The organism is Methylobacterium trifolii (assembly GCF_022179685.1).
Taxonomy (GTDB): domain Bacteria; phylum Pseudomonadota; class Alphaproteobacteria; order Rhizobiales; family Beijerinckiaceae; genus Methylobacterium; species Methylobacterium trifolii.
In genome coordinates this window covers 1-14,586 of the sequence record NZ_BPRB01000168.1, presented here as the reverse complement: position 1 = coordinate 14,586, position 14,586 = coordinate 1, and the positions used below count along the sequence as shown (strand labels likewise).

The following is a 14,586-nucleotide window of genomic DNA, read 5'->3' as shown; positions in this document are numbered from 1 at the left end:
GTACACAACATTCTCACTTAGCAGTAGCTTCATCTTTCAATATAAATTCGTTGTATATGATTTTGATTTATTGCATTTACCTAGGAGAATCTCTGAGTTCAAGCCACTTTCAACAGGCTTAATCACTCGAACGTGGACGTTTTTGTGTAGGGCAAGCCTATAATGTGCCCTACATCAAACCTATCAATGAATTTATCCCGTCGGCTTGACCTCAACAAAAATCTGCCTAAGCTCCGAGGAGAATGGCTTGACAGCGCTGAACTTTGAAAGCTTACAGCCTAAGCCATCTTGTTAATCGGCCTGATATCGTCATTTCGAGCTGTAAAATCATAAAGGATGAGAAATGCTAGCGACTTCTGCCGCAAAGTTTGCGCCGCAAGACTTTGAAGAAATTTCCCCCCTCGACTCAACCGATCTAGAATGCATGGCCGAGATCAAAAAGGTTCTAGAGAAGCACGGGAAGGTGGAAAGATTTGGCGTCAATCTTTTGCACAAACACTTCGATCTAGAAGACACCGAAGTGCTGGTTGAAAGCTCCGACAAAAGAAGCCGCACTACAACGGAGGCGGTGTATAATAAAAATGATCCAGAGATTGTCGACGCGATTGATACAAGTTGGTATTTGGGCACGCCAATTCCAAGCTCGACTGGCAAGTGCCGTTCTTTGTGGCATGTGACTTCGTAGCTACCGGCAGTTGCTATGATAAAGAAGCTTCAATTCGATGTACCGGCAGTCGTAATTGTTGATGATTTTTTGCCTTCTCCCTTTGGGGAGGAGGCGGCTGTTAGCATCGGAGCCATTCGAAGCGAAGCGCGGCACGGTTCTTATAATTGGATCGAAGCAACTCAGATCGAGTCCTCCAAGTTGCCCATAGCAGGCTTGATCGAATTTATCATCAATAGTTTCAAGATCAACACCGACGATGTTGCGGGTTTTGAATATTGGTCCAACGACATTGCGTCAGGCGATGCGATGTCATTCCATAGCGACATCGACGAAGCTCTCTATAAGAGAACCAGAAGAATCATCTCGCCGTTGCTCACTTGCGTCTACTACGTCGCCGTGAGCAATGTGAGAGGCGGCAGCCTTGTTTTTGAGGACGGGGTCATAATAAAACCACGCGCTAATAGGCTTGCGCTTTTTTTTGGGGGAACAAGACATGGCGTTGAGAAGGTCGAGTCTGGAAGACGCTTAAGTATCGTAGTTAATTTCTGGGATCGAGTACCACTTTCCTATCAAAAAGAGTGCTAAATGGTATTCCCGATTTGGACAACCGGATATGAGCTAAAGCGCGCATACGTCTCTAAAGAGACATGCCATAAAATAGCCCGAGATTTTACGAAGGGAGTCGGGTTTGATCGTACTGCTAGAGTGGTATCAGAGGCGGGACGAAATTGTCTAATTCGAACGGTGAATGAAGCAAGTCGCTGGAATATTGATGTACTTATTGAACTTCTCTACATATATCTTATGCCGCCCGCAAATGACTGGCTAAAATGGTTTGCCCAAAAAAATGGAAAGAAAATGTCCCCATATCCAAACGAGTATAACTTGTATCGCGGTATCTGTAAAAAATTGTCGTCGCATCGTGCAGTTTCAGTCATAGAATATCAAAAGGGTCACGGCCTTGAACCGCATTCTGATGATATTGCGGGTGTGTTTTTCCCGTTTCAGGCCATATTAGGTTTGAGCGACCCGTCTGAGTATGATGGTGGTGATTTTATTCTCGAAATCATCAAGGGAGATGATCGAGAGCTTATTACAAGAACCAAGTTGGGGCTCGGCGATCTCCTGATTTTTCCAGTATCTACGCTGCCAGTATTTGGTAGTACGGGCCAATGCTTTCATAGCGTTTCGCCGGTCTCGAAGGGAGTGAGGCGAACAATGGCAATAACTCTTGGAGGAACAGTTTGCTAGATGGCTTCCGAAGCGTTAGTTCGCTAGGCGGGAATAGCTGTCGCTGTGTAAGCGAAAATTTTCATAGGATGATCCTGGGTACGAATGTGACAGAAACTCCTGTTTATTAATCTTGATTCTGCTGACATAGGCTTGAGGTTACTGGAGTTTAGCACGGAATTTGGGTCAATAGCGTTTTAAGGCTCGCTCAGCCAGAAGCGTGGCTCGGCGATTCCCGGGAGAAACCGAGCTGCTGCGAGCCGGTTGGCTCGATATGCTCCTACGTCTAATCCAACACGCCAAGGACGGATATCCGGCAAGTCGCGCGGCGTATGGCCGTGGATAACGAGACGTGGAATGTCGTGAGGCTCGCCAAGAAATGGATCCCGAATCCATAGTAAATCATGGGCAGCTTGCGCCCACATAGGCACGCCGGGTCGGACGCCCGCGTGAACGTAAAGACGCTCCCCGTCATCGTATCCTAGTGGTAGGCTGTCTAAAAATCGGACGTGCTCTTCAGGTATGTCTCTGATGTCGGCTTCGTTGCTATATGAGCGCAAAGCCGCAGACCCTCCACACATCAGCCACATCTCTGCGTGCCTCGATTGGGGGGCCAGCCAAGCTGAAACCAAGAGGGACTCATGGTTGCCCTTGATGGGGTACCACCGCTCGCCCGAGCGGGTAGGGCCGGCCATCAGTCGTTCGATCACGCCACGGGAATGTGGGCCACGATCCACATAGTCCCCGAGGAACACGACCGTTGATGAGCCGGAGGAATCGTCGCCAACCCATGTAAGGAATTTTTCGAGTAGGTCCAGGCGTCCATGGATGTCCCCGCATGCATAGATAGGGCCCTCGATCATTTCTGGCTCGAAGAGCGATTGTTTTGATGTTTTCGACTGGGTAGCGAATCTTAAGTCGCGCATTTGTCTCATAAATACTGATGACGTACAAAACGGTCAAAAATTATTGGATGTCGGCAAGATTTCTGCTCAATCCTTTGACAAGCGAGGGAATTAACGAACAACCGCAGACCATGATGACTTCGTCCCTCACGCTTCGAGCGGCCTGAGGCGCTCCACTCGCACTGTTTGTCGTTCAGCACCTTCTCACGCTTTTTTTTGATTCACTCGCCGATCTTAACCCACACCATCAGACGCTACGCGCGTCATTGCAGCACATGTCGAACTACGACCGTCAGCAGATCACGCGCTTGCTCGCGACCCCTAGTCGGCCGGTGGGGCGACCGATGATTCCGAGGGCTACACGTTCCACCACTCGCCATCAGCACGGCGCGTCACGCTCGGCCGGAAATGCCCGCCGAAGCGGTCGCCCGCGAAGGTGTGCACGAGCACGAGCGCGCGGGGCTGCAAAGCGTCAACGAGCCGGCGCAGTTCGTCGATGCTGGCATGACCGGAGGTATGGATCACGTCCAATCCAATTCTGCGCTCGGCGAGGTCGCCCTTCAGCTTCGCGCCTGAGTCCCCTAGCAGGTACCCGTCCCACTGCGACCAGATCACCCGCGCGTTCGTACACACTTTAGGGCTGAGTGCGTCGATGTCGGCGAGCATGACCAGCTCGCCCGGCAGCGAATTAGCCTCGAGGGCATCAAGCCTACCATCTGGCGGCAGGTTGAAAAGCGGCTGACTGCGACGCTTAAGGCGCTACCCGATGTGATACAGCCAGCCTTCGGCTCGGAGGGCTACCACCTGCACTTCTTCGAAGTGAGTGAGGAGCGCTACGGGGTGCCCGACCCCGAGTGGGGTGGGCTGCGGCCCAATCGCTCGGAGAAGGCGATTCGACTCGCTACTCTGATCGAGCGCGGGATCGAGTGATTCAGTTACACCTAAGACTTCGGCGACGACTGGGGTCACGAGGTTGCAACTCAGGCCGTGGAGGCGGCCGATCCGACGACGAACTACCCGCGCTTTCTCTCCGGCGTGCGACGTGTCCCGCCCGAAGATGTCGGCGGTGTGCCGGGCTACGAGGAGTTTGTTCAAGCGATCACCCGACCACGCCATCGAGAGCATAAGGCCATGCTGGCATGGTACGGCGGCCGCTACGATCCCGATGACATCGGTGAGGCCGAGATCGTTGCTGCAATCTGGCCCGACGGCGAACGCTTGGTCGGGCGGCCTATCTCAAAAGCGTAGGGCGGCAGAGCTGAAGTCGGCGGTCATGCCATTCGTCCAGTGACGTCCAGCGATATGCGATGCAAGCCCGTACAAAATGTGGGCTACGCTGTGGGATGGCGCATTGGCCTAGCCCCAAAAACACAACTCGCACAGTGACTTAAGGAAAGCAACTGGCGGAGACGGAGGGATTCGAACCCTCGATACCCGTTTCGGGGTATGCTCATTTAGCAAACGAGTGCCTTCAGCCGCTCGGCCACGTCTCCAGCGGAACTCGATCTAGAAGGTCGCATCCGGCCGGTCAACCCGCGTCGGCGGGGGCGGGCCGAGCCGGCGGCGCTCGTAGTGCTTGGCGACGCGCAGGTGCCGGGAGATGGCGTAGTTCATCGCGGTGAGGAAGCCGTAGACGCCGCGCACGAAGTGGCGCCGGCCGAGATAGGCCTTGAGGAAATTGCCCGGCAGCTCGACGAAGATGCGCCAGCTCGGGATCGCGACGCCGCGGGCCTCCAGGTCGTCGGCCTGCTGGTCGGAATAGCGGTTGAGCTTGTCGAGCTGGTCGCCGAGCGAGCGCACTGAGAAGTGGTGGATCACCCCCTTCAGGCGCCCCGCCTCGATGCCGGGCTGGAGGTCCACCCGGTCGTGCACCGGCGAGGGCGAGTAGCGCCCGCGATCCTTGCGGTAGAGGCGCACCGGCGTCAGCGTGTAGGCCCAGGGGTGGGGCTTTCCCTCGCCCGGGAAGATCTCGGCGATGCCGATGCGCCAAGCGGGTCTTGCGGGCTCGCCCGCGGCGAACAGGGCGCGGATGTCGGCCGCGAGATCGGGCGGCACGACCTCGTCGGCATCGACGTTGAGCAGCCAGACGTGCCGGCACTGCTCCTCGGCGAAGCGCTTCTGCGGGCCGTAGCCCGGCCAGTCGTTGTGGATCACCCGCGCACCGAGCGATTCCGCCAGCGCCTGCGTCCCGTCCGTGGAGCCGGAATCGACCACCACGAGGTCGTCGGTCAGGTCGCGCACCGCACGGATCGTCGCGCCGATGCGGTCCGCCTCGTTGCGGGCGATGATGAAGACGGAAAGCTGCATCTGTCCGGTGCGCTCAGGGGTCTCCCCCCTATCGGGCGGGCGCCACCGGGACAAGCATTGCGTTCAGGCGTCCGCCTGCTCGGCCAGGCGCTTGCGCTGGACCTTGCCGTTGGCGGTGCGGGGAAGGGCTTCGAGGAAACGGATTTCCCGCGGGCGCTTGTAGGCGGCGAGCTTTTCCCCGCACCAGGCGAGCAGGGCGTCGGCGTCCGGCGACGCGCCGGGCCGGAGCACGACGAAGCCGCAGATCACCCGCACGTCGGCGCGCACCGCCAGTTCGGCCACGCCTACCTCGGCCACGTCCGGGTGCCCGGCCAGCACGCCCTCGACCTCGTTGGGGGAGACGCGATAGCCCATCGCGTTCATCAGGTCGTCGTTGCGGCCCTCGAACCAGAGGTAGCCGTCCGCGTCGAGGCGCGCGAGGTCGCCGCCGGCAAACCAGTCGCCGCGCATCACCTGCGCCTCCTCGTCCGGGCGGTTCCAATAGCCCAGCATCAGGCCGGGCTCGGTGCAGTGGACGGCGAGCAGGCCGGTCTCCCCGGCCGGCAGCGGCTCGGGCGCGCCCTCGACGGGCAGGATCGCCACGTGGCGGCCGGGCTGGGGCCGGCCGGGGGAGCCGGGGCGCACGGGAATCGTCGGCCCGCTGGAGACGTAGGTGGAGATCTCGCTCATGCCCAGCGCCTCGTAGAGGGGCTTGCCGGTGGCGTTCGTCCAGGCGTCCAGGAGGTCTGGGGGAAGCGGCTCGCCGGCGGTGCAGCCGTGGCGCAGGCTGGCGAGGTCGTGGCCGGCAAGGTCGGCGTATTTCAGGATCTGCCGGTAGAGGCTCGGCACGCCGGCAAAGACCGTCGCCCGGTGGGCCGCGATCAGGCGGGGCCAGACGGCGGGGTCGCGGGGGCCGTCGTAGAGCACGGAGGTCGCGCCCACCGCCCAGGGGTCGGTGATGCCGACGCCGAGCGTGTAGGTCCAGTTCATGGTGCCGGCATGCAGCATCACGTCGGTCTCGGAGAGCCCGAGCCAGTGCGCCAGCATCGGCCTGCGCCCGTAGATGGTGCGGTGGGCGTGCAGGACGCCCTTCGGCCGGCTGGTGGTGCCGGAGGTGTAGACCAGCGTGGCGGGGTCGTCGGCCGCCGTGTCGGCGTAGTCCGCCACCGGCGGACCCGCCTTCATCGCGGCGATGGCCGCGGCGTCGAGGAGGATGCGGTCGCCGAGATCCGCGGGATCGATCGAGCAGCCACCGCCGATCGCCACCGCGGCAGCGCCCGAATTCTCCATCAGGAAGGCGGCCTCCGCCGGCGTCAGCTGCGGCGAGGAGGGGAGGGCGACGAGGCCCGCTGCCAGCGCCCCAAAATAGGTGAGGACGTAGTCCGCATCGTTGCCCATGCGGATCATCACCCGCGCGCCGGGCTCCAAGCCGAGGCCGAGGAGGCCGGCGGCGATGCCGCGCACGGCGCGGTCCGCCTCGGCGAAGCTCAGGGTCGAGACGCCGTCCGCGCCCGCCATGACCAGGGCCGCCTTGTCCGGCCGTAGGCGGGCATTGTCGGCGAGGCAGTAGCGGGCCGCGTTGAAGCGGGCGGGCGGGTGGCGGTCGTCGGACACGGGCGCTTCCGGCGTCAGGTCAATCGATGCTGACGGTGTTTGCCCCTCCCGCAGATTGCGTCAACTGCGCCGCTGCGCCCGTGCCTCCTGCTCCTCGAAGCCCTTGAGCACCTTGTCGAGGGTCAGGGGATACTCGCGGATGCGGATGCCGGTGGCGTTGTAGACGGCGTTGGCCACCGCAGCGCCTGCGCCGCAGATGCCGAGTTCGCCCAGGCCTTTGCTCTTGAGCGGGTTCGCCTTGTCGTCGAGTTCGGGCAGGAACACCGCGTCGATGGCCGGGATGTCGGCATGGACCGGCACGTGGTACTCGGCGAGGTCGTGGTTGACGAAGCTACCGTAGCGCGGGTCGATCGCGGCCTCCTCCATCAGCGCGGCGCCGACGCCGAAGGTCATGCCGCCGATGGCCTGGCTGTGGGCCGTCTTGGCATTGAGGATGCGGCCGCCGGTGAAGACCCCGAGCATGCGCCGCAGGCGGATCTCGCCGGTGTCGGCATCGACGCCGACCTCGGCGAAATGCGCGCCGAAGGAGTATTGCGAATACTTCTGCTTCATCTCGCCGGGCTTGATCTCGCCCTTGGCCTCGATCCCGTTCGCGCCGGCGAGGTCGGCCAGAGCTTCCGAGCGATTGCCGGACGCCACGCGGCCGTCCGCGAACACGGCGCCTTCCGGGTTCAGATCGGCGGCCTTGAGCAGCGTCTGCCGGAGTTCGTCGCAGGCGACGTAGAGCGCAGAGCCCGCCGAGCCCGCACCGAAGGAGCCGCCCGAGCCGGAGGCCGCGGGAAAGGCGGTGTCGCCGAGTTCGACCCGGATGCGCTCGATCGGCAGGCCCAGCATCTCGCCCGCGATCTGGGCCAGGATGGTGTAGGTGCCGGTGCCGATGTCGGTCATCGCCATCCGCACGGTCAGGATGCCGTCCGGCCCGAGGCGGATGGCGGCCGAGGACGGCATCAGGGGGTTGAGGCGTGCGGCGGCCGACATGCCCATGCCGAGCATCCACTGCCCCTCACGCGTCGAAGCCGGGGCCTGCCGCCTGTCCCAGCCGAACAGGCGCGCGCCCTCGCGCATGCAGGGCACGAGCTGACGCACGGAGAACGGCACCTTCTTCTCCGGGTCCTCGGCCGGCTCGTTGCGCACCCGCAGCTCGATCGGGTCGAGGCTCAGATGCTCGGCGAGTTCGTCCATGGCGCACTCGAAGGCGAGCTGGCCCACGGCCTCCCCGGGGGCGCGCATCGCCGAGGCGATCGGCGTGTTGAGGTTGGCGATCCGGTGACGGGTGATCCGGTTCGGCGCGGCGTAGAGGGAGCGGGTGACGTTGGCCGAGGTCTCGAAGAACTGGTCGCCCTCGGCAGCCGCCGACCAGGATTCGTGCGCGATGGCGCCGAGCCGGCCGTCCTTGTCGGCACCCAGGCGAATGCGCTGGATCGTGTCGGTGCGGTGCGTCCCGACATGGAACTCCTGCTGCCGGGTGAGGGCGACCTTGACCGGACGCCGGATCACCTTGGAGGCGAGGGCGGCCAGCGTCGCCTCCGGGAGCGCCTGGAGCTTGGAGCCGAAGCCGCCGCCGACGTAGCGGCTCACCAGCCGCACGTTCTCCGGCGGCAGGCCGAGGACGGAGGCCAGGGATTTCTGGCCCCGGTTCAGCATCTGGTTCGCCGTGAAGAGGACGACGCGGTCGCCCTCCCAGGAGGCGATGGTGGCGTGCGGCTCCATCTGCGCGTGGATCTGCGCAGGCGTGGTGTATTCCACGTCGAGCTTCACGGCCGCCGCAGAGAAGGCGCCCTCGAAATCGCCGAGCGCGGAATCCGGGTCGGTCTGAGCGGGCTTGGGCTTGTAGGTCTCAGGCATCGCGGCCCGCAGCGACGCCTTCGGCTTGGCCACGTCGTAGGTGAGCGTGACGAGTCCGGCTGCCGCGCGGGCCTGTTCGAAGGTCTCGGCCACGACGAAGGCCACCGGCTGACCGTAGAAGCGGACCTCCCGGCCGGCGAGCTGCGGCCAGACCTGCTCCTTCTTCTCGCCCTGCGCCGGCACGTTCTCGTGCGTCATCACGTGGATGACGCCCGGCGCCGTCCGCGCGGCCTGCGTATCGATCGAGCGGATCGTACCCGCGGCGATGCCGGCTGTGACGATGAAGCCGTAGGCCGGGTTCTTCAGTTCGCGGGTCTCGTAGGCGTAGGGCGCCTGACCCGTGACCTTGAGCCGGCCCTCGATCCGGTCGATCGGGCGCCCGAGCAGGCCTTCAGGCTTCCCGTCCAGGGGCGTGTGGCCGATCGGCTGGTTCATCTCCATGGCGGCGTGTCCTGGGTCTTGGAGGGCGGTCGGAGATCAGGCGCGGGCGGCTTCCGCCACCACGGCGCGCAGGGTCCGCCGGGCGAGCGGGATCTTGAAGTCGTTGCTGCCGTACCCGCGGGCGCCCTGCAGCACCGCGTCGGCGGCGGCATCCGCCTGCCCCGTGCGGACGAGGGCGGCCTCGGCCTCCTCCACCCGCCAGGGCTTGTGGGCGAGGCCGCCGAAGGCGAAGCGGGCCTGCCCGATCCCACCATTGCCCTTGCCGTCCCCCTTGGTGAGGATGGCGGCCACCGAGACCGTGGCGAAGGCATAGGAGGCGCGGTCGCGCACCTTGCGGTAGATGTGGACGCCCGCCACCGGTTTGGGCAGCGTCACGGCGGTGATGATCTCGCCCCGTTCCAGGCTGGTCTCCACCTGCGGCGTGTCCCCCGGCAGGCGGTGGAAGGCGGCGATCGGGATCTGCCGCGCGCGCCCCTCGGCGGACAGGGTCTCGACCGTCGCGTCGAGCGCCCGCAAGGCCACGTTCATGTCGGAGGGGTTGGTGGCGATGCAGGCCTCGCTCGTGCCGAGCACGGCCATGATCCGGTTGAACCCGCCGATGGCCGCGCAGCCCGAGCCCGGCTCGCGTTTGTTGCAGGGCATCGCGGTGTCGTAGAAATAGTAGCAGCGGGTGCGCTGGAGCAGGTTGCCCGCCGTCGTCGCCTTGTTGCGCAGCTGGCCGGAGGCGCCCGCGAGCAGGGCCTTGGCCAGGACGGCGTAGTCCTTTCGGACCCGCGGGTGCGCGGCAAGATCCGCATTGCGCACCAGGGCGCCGATGCGCAGGCCGCCGTCCGTGGTGTCGGCCACCTCGGCCAGGGGCAGGCGGTTGACGTCGATGAGGGTCGCCGGCGTCTCGATGCGGAGCTTCATCAGGTCGAGGAGGTTGGTGCCGCCCGCGATGAACTTCGCGTCCGGTCGCTCGGCGGAGAGGCGTGCCGCGTCCTGGATGCTGGCCGGGCGCTCGTAGCTGAAGGCTTTCATGGGGGGCCTCTTTCCAGGCCGCGTCGCACTGGGGGCGTCGCGATGGAGGAATGGGGTGTCGAGCCGCGAAAAGACCGGCTCAGAGATCGGTGCCGGCCGCGTCGCGGATGGCCGCGACGATGTTCGGATAGGCGCTGCAGCGGCAGACGTTGCCGCTCATCCGCTCGCGGATCTCCGCATCGGTGAGCGAGGCCTTGGCCGTGATGTCGCCGGTGACGTGGCTCGGCCAGCCCGCCTTCGCCTCCGCGAGCATGCCGGCGGCCGAACAGATCTGGCCGGGCGTGCAGTAGCCGCACTGGAAGCCGTCGCGGTGAAGGAAGGCCGCCTGGAGCGGGTGCAGGGCGTCGCCGTCCGCCAGCCCCTCGATCGTGGTGATGGCATCACCCTCGTGCATGGCCGCGAGCGTCAGGCAGGAATTGATCCGGCGCCCGTCCACCAGCACCGTGCAGGCCCCGCACTGGCCGTGGTCGCAGCCCTTCTTGGTGCCGTTGAGGTCGAGGTGCTCGCGCAGGGCGTCCAGCAGGGTGGTGCGGGTGTCGAGGACGAGGTCGCGCGCCTGTCCGTTGATGGTCAGCCGCATCGGCATGGTCTGTGGCGCCGGATCGCCCGGCGCGGCCTGCGCGAAGGCGGGCGTGCCCTGGAGGCCGAGGCCCGTCACGCCGAATGCGGCCGCGACGGCGCAGCCTTCCACCACCGCCCGGCGGGTCAAGGCCGTACCCTTGTCCGGATTCCTGTCGTGCATGTCCGCGGTCCCGACCTGCGGGCGCCGCCTCCGGCCATGGCCGGACACGCGCGACGCCGCTCCCGAATTCGTTTTCGAAACGTCGGGATGCCAACGCGACCGGATCGGATTTCGATCCGTTCCAGACTGCGCCGCATCGGCGCGGGGGATCACGCGCCGGCGGAGAGGGCCGACAGGGTGACGCGGTCCGCGCCGACCTCGGCACCGGTATAGCCGAGCGCCTGAGCAAGCTGCTCCCGCGCCCGCCAGACCCGGCTCTTCACCGTGCCGATCCGGCAGTCCAGGATCGTGGCCGCCTCCTCGTAGGAGACGTTCTCCACGGCCACGAGGATCAGCGCCTCCCGCATCGGCGCCGGCAGGCAGCCGAGCGCCCTCTGCACGTCCTGGAGATCGAGATAGCCGCCCTGGGCCGGTGCCGTGGCGAGGCGCGCCGCATGCTCGCCGTCCGTGTCGGCGACCTCGCGGGCATGCTTGCGGTGGACGCTGTAGAAGCCGTTGCGCATGATGGTGAACAGCCAGGCGCCGAGGTTCGTCCCGGTCTGGAAGCTCCCCCGGCTGCGCCACGCCCGCAGCAGCGTGTCCTGCACGAGGTCGTCGGCGGAGACCGGATTGCGGGTCAGCGAGACGGCGAAGTTGTGCAGGCTTGGCACCGCCTCCAGCAGACCGGACCGGAACGCACCCTCGTCGCGCCCCTGGGCGGCGGCCAGCGACGCGTCGAGACGGGCGACGAGGTCGGCGATGCGGGCGGGTGGAGGCACCTGCCGCAGGTCGGCATAGGCCGCCTTCAGCCGGTCGCCGAGATGGTTCCGGACGGTCTCGGGCAGGATCGGCTGCGACGGATTCCAGGCCGGGCCCGGCGTTGCGCAATCCGGAACATCCTTCGTGCCTGGCATCGTATCTCGTTCGCGCGGGGTCGGATCGGGCGGCCGTCGGAGCCGCCGAGCCTTCTCGCGCGATGGCGCGCGGACCGCAGCAACATAGGTTACGGCGCCGGCCGGAAGCCGCGTCGCCGTATACGAAATACAAGACTTCTGACGGGCGCGTCGCTTCGTTCCCGCTTCCGTCGCGGCGCATGCAGGCCATGTCGGCGTGTCGCGCGATCCACCGGCAGCGGTCGACGATCCGTCGGGGATCGTCCGGATCAGGCGCGCCGGCCCGGAATTGCGGATCTCGGCAGGGTCGGAGGCGTGGCGCGGCGTCGTCCGGAGCGTTGCCGACGCGCCACACCGCGGCGCCGTGACGACCGTCACGGACAAGCTGCCACACTCCGCCCCAAAGCTCCGTGCAGATCACACGCAACGTGAGGCGATGTGCGAGGCGGTTGGGATGAGCAGGCGGAAGCAGACGAAGGGCGCGGACGTGGTGACGTTTCCGGCGCGGCCCGCCCCCGCGGTGGCGGACGAGAACATCGCTTCGGTCATCGAGGTGCTGCAGGACCAGCTCGCCCTGGCCCGCGAGGGCAAGCTCCGCTCGGTCGCCGTGGTCTCGGTCTCGGCGAACGGGGAGGGGATCGGAACCCAGTGGTCGTGCAAGGGGGCCGACATCACCGGTCTGATCGGCAAGCTCACCGTGCTGACGCACGACATGATGGCGGCCCGGACCTGAGCATCGCCCCGCGGAGCGTGCTGCGCTTGGCGGGACACGATGATGCGCCGTCGAGAGGATTCCTGCAGGCCGGCGCGCGCGAAGCCGCGCCAGCCTGCCGAATGCACCGCGCAGAATTTCCGATCTGACGAAGTCGGCCCGCCGGCCGAGACGGCATAACGGTCGATTTGTGGGAGACACTCCGCTTTTCAGGCCCGGGTGACCGGCGCGATTTCCACCCGTCGCGTCAGAGTGGCAGCCCCGGCCAGGCGTCCACCTCCGGTAGGGGATGCCTCAAGCCGCGGCGCGGCGCGCGTGCCGCCACGCCGCGACCGCCGTCCTTCGTGCCTCGAAGGTCCGGCGGATGCTGCTGCCCGGCTCGCCTTCGCCACCGGGGCCGAAGCCGTGGAGCAGGACCGCGTCCGGTCCGAGCGTCCGGTTCATCGCGGTCCGCCAGAGGCGATCGGCGGACGCGAGGTCCATTTCCGTCACGGCCAAACGATTCGTGTCCATGACGGCTGTCCCGAAGCTCGGTGTATCGTGGACCAACGCGCCGAAGGCCCCCGAGGTCCGTAGCCGTTCGACGTGGGTCCTTGCCGCCCCGCGTCGAAGGGGCTGCCGCGCACGGGGCGCATGGTCGCGCCCTTGCCCGCGCCCGTGAGGCCCGGCATGCGGGATGGCGTCCGCGAGGGTCCTCGACACGGACCCGAGCGCCACAGGGAGCATCGTCACCGTGCCCGAGCCTTCACCCGACCGCGTCGCGCAGTCTCCGGCCGCGCCGACGCTCGCGGGCAACGCGGCCCTGGGCTTCACGCAGATCGTGCTGTGGGGTGGCACCTTCTTCCTGATCGCCGTCCTGGCCGAGCCGATCACCCGGTCCACGGGCTGGCCGCAGGGGATCGTGGTGGGGGCCCTGTCGCTGGCGATCTTCGTCTCCGGCCTGCCCGCGCCCTGGATCGGCCGGATGATTCGCCGCCACGGCGGGCGGCCGGTGCTGGTGGCGGGCGCCCTGGTCATCGCGGCGGGCCAGGTCCTGCTGGCGTTCTCGACCAGCCTGCCGGTCTTCCTCCTCGCCTGGGTCGTCATGGGGCTGGGCATGGCGGCCAGCCTCTACGATCCGCTCTTCGCGGCCATCGGCCAGGCGTACGGGGCCTCCGCGCGTGGGGCGATGACGCAGATCGCCATCGCATCGGGCTTCGCGATCTCCGTCTGCTGGCCGGCGACGAACTTCCTGGTCGGACAGGTCGGCTGGCGCGGCGCCTGCCTCGTCTATGCGGGGCTGGCGGCCCTGATCGTGGCCCCGCTCTACGCCTGGGCGATCCCCCGCCAACGCCTCGTCGCGACGCCCGTCGCACCTCCGCCGGCGGCGGGCGTCGCCGGCCCGGCCGCGGCCTTGGCGGCGCCGGCGCGCCTGCCCGGCGAGCGGTTGCTCGCCGTGACCTTCACCGCGGCGGCGGTCATCATGACGGCGATCTCGGTGCAACTGCTCCTGCTGCTCCAGGCCAAGGGCGTCGCGGCCGGCACCGCCGTTGCCCTCAGCGCGCTGATCGGCCCGGCGCAGGTCGGCGTCCGGATCGTGGAACTCGCCTTCGGGCGGCGCGCGCATCCTTACTGGGCCCTGCTGATGTCGGCCGGCACCGTCGCCCTCGGCCTGCTGCTGCTGGCGCTCGACCCTGCGCTGGCGTGGCTCGCGGTCGTCCTCTACGGCGCCGGCAACGGGATGCGGACGGTGGTGCGCGGCACACTGCCGCTCGCCCTCTACGGCCAGCACGAATACGCCGCCGTGATGGGCCGGCTGGCGCGCCTGCCGCTCTTCGGGCAGGCGGTGACGCCGCTCGTCTGCGGCGCCGTCTCGGAATGGCTGGGGCCGGACGCCCTGCTCCTCGTGCTGCTCGCGGTCGCGACCCTGAACCTCGGCCTGTCGCTGGCCGTCAAGGGCGTGGCCGGGCCGTCCGGCAAAAAGCCTTCATGATGCCGTGAAGACGGGGTGATCTCGGCCGCCTCCGAGCGGTCCATCGCGCCCCGAGACCCCGTCGTGCCGCTGCCTCGTCCCAATCCTGCCTCCTGGCGCTCCCACGGCTGGCTCCTCGGCCTGCCCGTCCTCGGCGTGATCTGGGCCGGCGCCACGCTGCTGTCCGCGCCCGGCATCGCGGCGCGGATCGAGGCCGGGGGCGCCGCCGTCGCGCGGGCGACGCAGGCCGAAGGCGGCGAGCCCTGGCTGCGCGTCACGGCGCGCGGGCGCGATCTCCTGG

Annotated in this window: 14 protein-coding genes, 1 tRNA gene and 2 pseudogenes; 7 read left to right on the top strand and 10 right to left on the bottom strand. The window is 66.1% G+C overall.

Features of this window, described 5'->3' with window-relative positions:
• Nucleotides 1-424 precede the first annotated feature (424 nt).
• The 3 genes from COGEMETH_RS15210 to COGEMETH_RS15200 all read left to right on the top strand — a co-directional run bounded on the left by COGEMETH_RS15210 (nt 425) and on the right by COGEMETH_RS15200 (nt 1,918).
• Nucleotides 425-685: a hypothetical protein gene (locus tag COGEMETH_RS15210; protein ID WP_238183446.1), complete on the top strand. Its 261-nt coding sequence runs from the start codon at nt 425-427 to the stop codon at nt 683-685.
• Between the two features lie 15 nt (nt 686-700).
• Nucleotides 701-1,252, top strand: a complete 552-nt coding sequence (locus tag COGEMETH_RS15205) for a 2OG-Fe(II) oxygenase (protein ID WP_238183445.1) — start codon at nt 701-703, stop codon at nt 1,250-1,252.
• 159 nt (nt 1,253-1,411) lie between these two features.
• Entirely contained in the window at nt 1,412-1,918 is a 507-nt protein-coding gene (locus tag COGEMETH_RS15200) for a 2OG-Fe(II) oxygenase (RefSeq protein ID WP_238183444.1), read from the top strand.
• Nucleotides 1,919-2,094: 176 nt separating this feature from the next.
• On the opposite strand, the gene COGEMETH_RS15195 is transcribed toward COGEMETH_RS15200, so the two are convergent.
• Both COGEMETH_RS15195 and COGEMETH_RS15190 read right to left on the bottom strand, forming a co-directional pair.
• A complete protein-coding gene (locus COGEMETH_RS15195) occupies nt 2,095-2,760 on the bottom strand; it encodes a metallophosphoesterase family protein (protein ID WP_238183447.1) in 666 nt (221 codons plus the stop codon).
• 399 nt (nt 2,761-3,159) lie between these two features.
• Entirely contained in the window at nt 3,160-3,468 is a 309-nt protein-coding gene (locus COGEMETH_RS15190; RefSeq protein WP_238183443.1) for an MBL fold metallo-hydrolase RNA specificity domain-containing protein, read from the bottom strand.
• Between COGEMETH_RS15190 and COGEMETH_RS15185 the strand changes: the two are divergent.
• A pseudogene (locus COGEMETH_RS15185) lies at nt 3,403-4,050 on the top strand (plasmid pRiA4b ORF-3 family protein). The gene COGEMETH_RS15190 and the pseudogene COGEMETH_RS15185 overlap by 66 nt on opposite strands.
• Nucleotides 4,051-4,203: 153 nt before the next feature.
• On the opposite strand, the gene COGEMETH_RS15180 reads toward COGEMETH_RS15185, so the two are convergent.
• The 7 genes from COGEMETH_RS15180 to COGEMETH_RS15150 all read right to left on the bottom strand — a co-directional run bounded on the left by COGEMETH_RS15180 (nt 4,204) and on the right by COGEMETH_RS15150 (nt 11,643).
• Nucleotides 4,204-4,295, bottom strand: a tRNA-Ser gene (locus tag COGEMETH_RS15180).
• Between the two features lie 13 nt (nt 4,296-4,308).
• Nucleotides 4,309-5,109: a glycosyltransferase family 2 protein gene (locus COGEMETH_RS15175; protein WP_238183442.1), complete on the bottom strand. Its 801-nt coding sequence runs from the start codon at nt 5,107-5,109 to the stop codon at nt 4,309-4,311.
• 63 nt (nt 5,110-5,172) lie between these two features.
• Nucleotides 5,173-6,702, bottom strand: coding sequence for a class I adenylate-forming enzyme family protein (locus tag COGEMETH_RS15170; RefSeq protein WP_238183441.1), 1,530 nt, complete (start codon nt 6,700-6,702; stop codon nt 5,173-5,175).
• Nucleotides 6,703-6,762: 60 nt separating this feature from the next.
• The gene (locus COGEMETH_RS15165) at nt 6,763-8,988 is read right to left on the bottom strand and encodes a xanthine dehydrogenase family protein molybdopterin-binding subunit (RefSeq protein WP_238183440.1); all 2,226 of its coding nucleotides are present in this window, start codon (nt 8,986-8,988) and stop codon (nt 6,763-6,765) included.
• Nucleotides 8,989-9,024: 36 nt separating this feature from the next.
• A complete protein-coding gene (locus COGEMETH_RS15160) occupies nt 9,025-10,008 on the bottom strand; it encodes an FAD binding domain-containing protein (RefSeq protein WP_238183439.1) in 984 nt (327 codons plus the stop codon).
• A 79-nt stretch (nt 10,009-10,087) separates the two neighbouring features.
• The gene (locus tag COGEMETH_RS15155; RefSeq protein ID WP_238183438.1) at nt 10,088-10,750 is read right to left on the bottom strand and encodes a 2Fe-2S iron-sulfur cluster-binding protein; all 663 of its coding nucleotides are present in this window, start codon (nt 10,748-10,750) and stop codon (nt 10,088-10,090) included.
• A gap of 149 nt (nt 10,751-10,899) precedes the next feature.
• A complete protein-coding gene (locus COGEMETH_RS15150) occupies nt 10,900-11,643 on the bottom strand; it encodes a sigma-70 family RNA polymerase sigma factor (protein WP_238183437.1) in 744 nt (247 codons plus the stop codon).
• Between the two features lie 433 nt (nt 11,644-12,076).
• Here COGEMETH_RS15150 and COGEMETH_RS15145 point away from each other — a divergent pair, with 433 nt between their 5' ends.
• Entirely contained in the window at nt 12,077-12,355 is a 279-nt protein-coding gene (locus tag COGEMETH_RS15145) for a hypothetical protein (RefSeq protein ID WP_238183436.1), read from the top strand.
• Between the two features lie 273 nt (nt 12,356-12,628).
• Here the strand turns inward: COGEMETH_RS15145 and COGEMETH_RS15140 are convergent, their stop codons facing one another.
• Complete coding sequence (locus COGEMETH_RS15140) at nt 12,629-12,847, bottom strand: hypothetical protein (RefSeq protein WP_238183435.1); 219 nt, start codon at nt 12,845-12,847, stop codon at nt 12,629-12,631.
• A gap of 163 nt (nt 12,848-13,010) precedes the next feature.
• Here COGEMETH_RS15140 and COGEMETH_RS15135 point away from each other — a divergent pair, with 163 nt between their 5' ends.
• Nucleotides 13,011-14,306 carry an MFS transporter gene (locus tag COGEMETH_RS15135; protein WP_238183434.1) on the top strand — a complete coding sequence of 432 codons (1,296 nt, stop codon included), beginning with the start codon at nt 13,011-13,013 and terminating at the stop codon, nt 14,304-14,306.
• Nucleotides 14,307-14,369: 63 nt separating this feature from the next.
• A pseudogene (locus COGEMETH_RS15130) lies at nt 14,370-14,586 on the top strand (hypothetical protein); the annotation flags it as partial.

Excerpts from the sequence above, each read along its gene's own strand:
- COGEMETH_RS15135 (WP_238183434.1), top strand. The coding sequence starts at position 13,011 with ATGGCGTCCGCGAGGGTCCTCGACACGGACCCGAGCGCCACAGGGAGC.
- COGEMETH_RS15150 (WP_238183437.1), bottom strand. The coding sequence starts at position 11,643 with ATGCCAGGCACGAAGGATGTTCCGGATTGCGCAACGCCGGGCCCGGCC.
- COGEMETH_RS15175 (WP_238183442.1), bottom strand. The coding sequence starts at position 5,109 with ATGCAGCTTTCCGTCTTCATCATCGCCCGCAACGAGGCGGACCGCATC.
- COGEMETH_RS15190 (WP_238183443.1), bottom strand. The coding sequence starts at position 3,468 with ATGCTCGCCGACATCGACGCACTCAGCCCTAAAGTGTGTACGAACGCG.
- COGEMETH_RS15205 (WP_238183445.1), top strand. The coding sequence starts at position 701 with ATGATAAAGAAGCTTCAATTCGATGTACCGGCAGTCGTAATTGTTGAT.
- COGEMETH_RS15145 (WP_238183436.1), top strand. The coding sequence starts at position 12,077 with ATGAGCAGGCGGAAGCAGACGAAGGGCGCGGACGTGGTGACGTTTCCG.
- COGEMETH_RS15160 (WP_238183439.1), bottom strand. The coding sequence starts at position 10,008 with ATGAAAGCCTTCAGCTACGAGCGCCCGGCCAGCATCCAGGACGCGGCA.
- COGEMETH_RS15195 (WP_238183447.1), bottom strand. The coding sequence starts at position 2,760 with ATGATCGAGGGCCCTATCTATGCATGCGGGGACATCCATGGACGCCTG.
- COGEMETH_RS15140 (WP_238183435.1), bottom strand. The coding sequence starts at position 12,847 with ATGGACACGAATCGTTTGGCCGTGACGGAAATGGACCTCGCGTCCGCC.
- COGEMETH_RS15210 (WP_238183446.1), top strand. The coding sequence starts at position 425 with ATGGCCGAGATCAAAAAGGTTCTAGAGAAGCACGGGAAGGTGGAAAGA.
- COGEMETH_RS15165 (WP_238183440.1), bottom strand. The coding sequence starts at position 8,988 with ATGGAGATGAACCAGCCGATCGGCCACACGCCCCTGGACGGGAAGCCT.
- COGEMETH_RS15155 (WP_238183438.1), bottom strand. The coding sequence starts at position 10,750 with ATGCACGACAGGAATCCGGACAAGGGTACGGCCTTGACCCGCCGGGCG.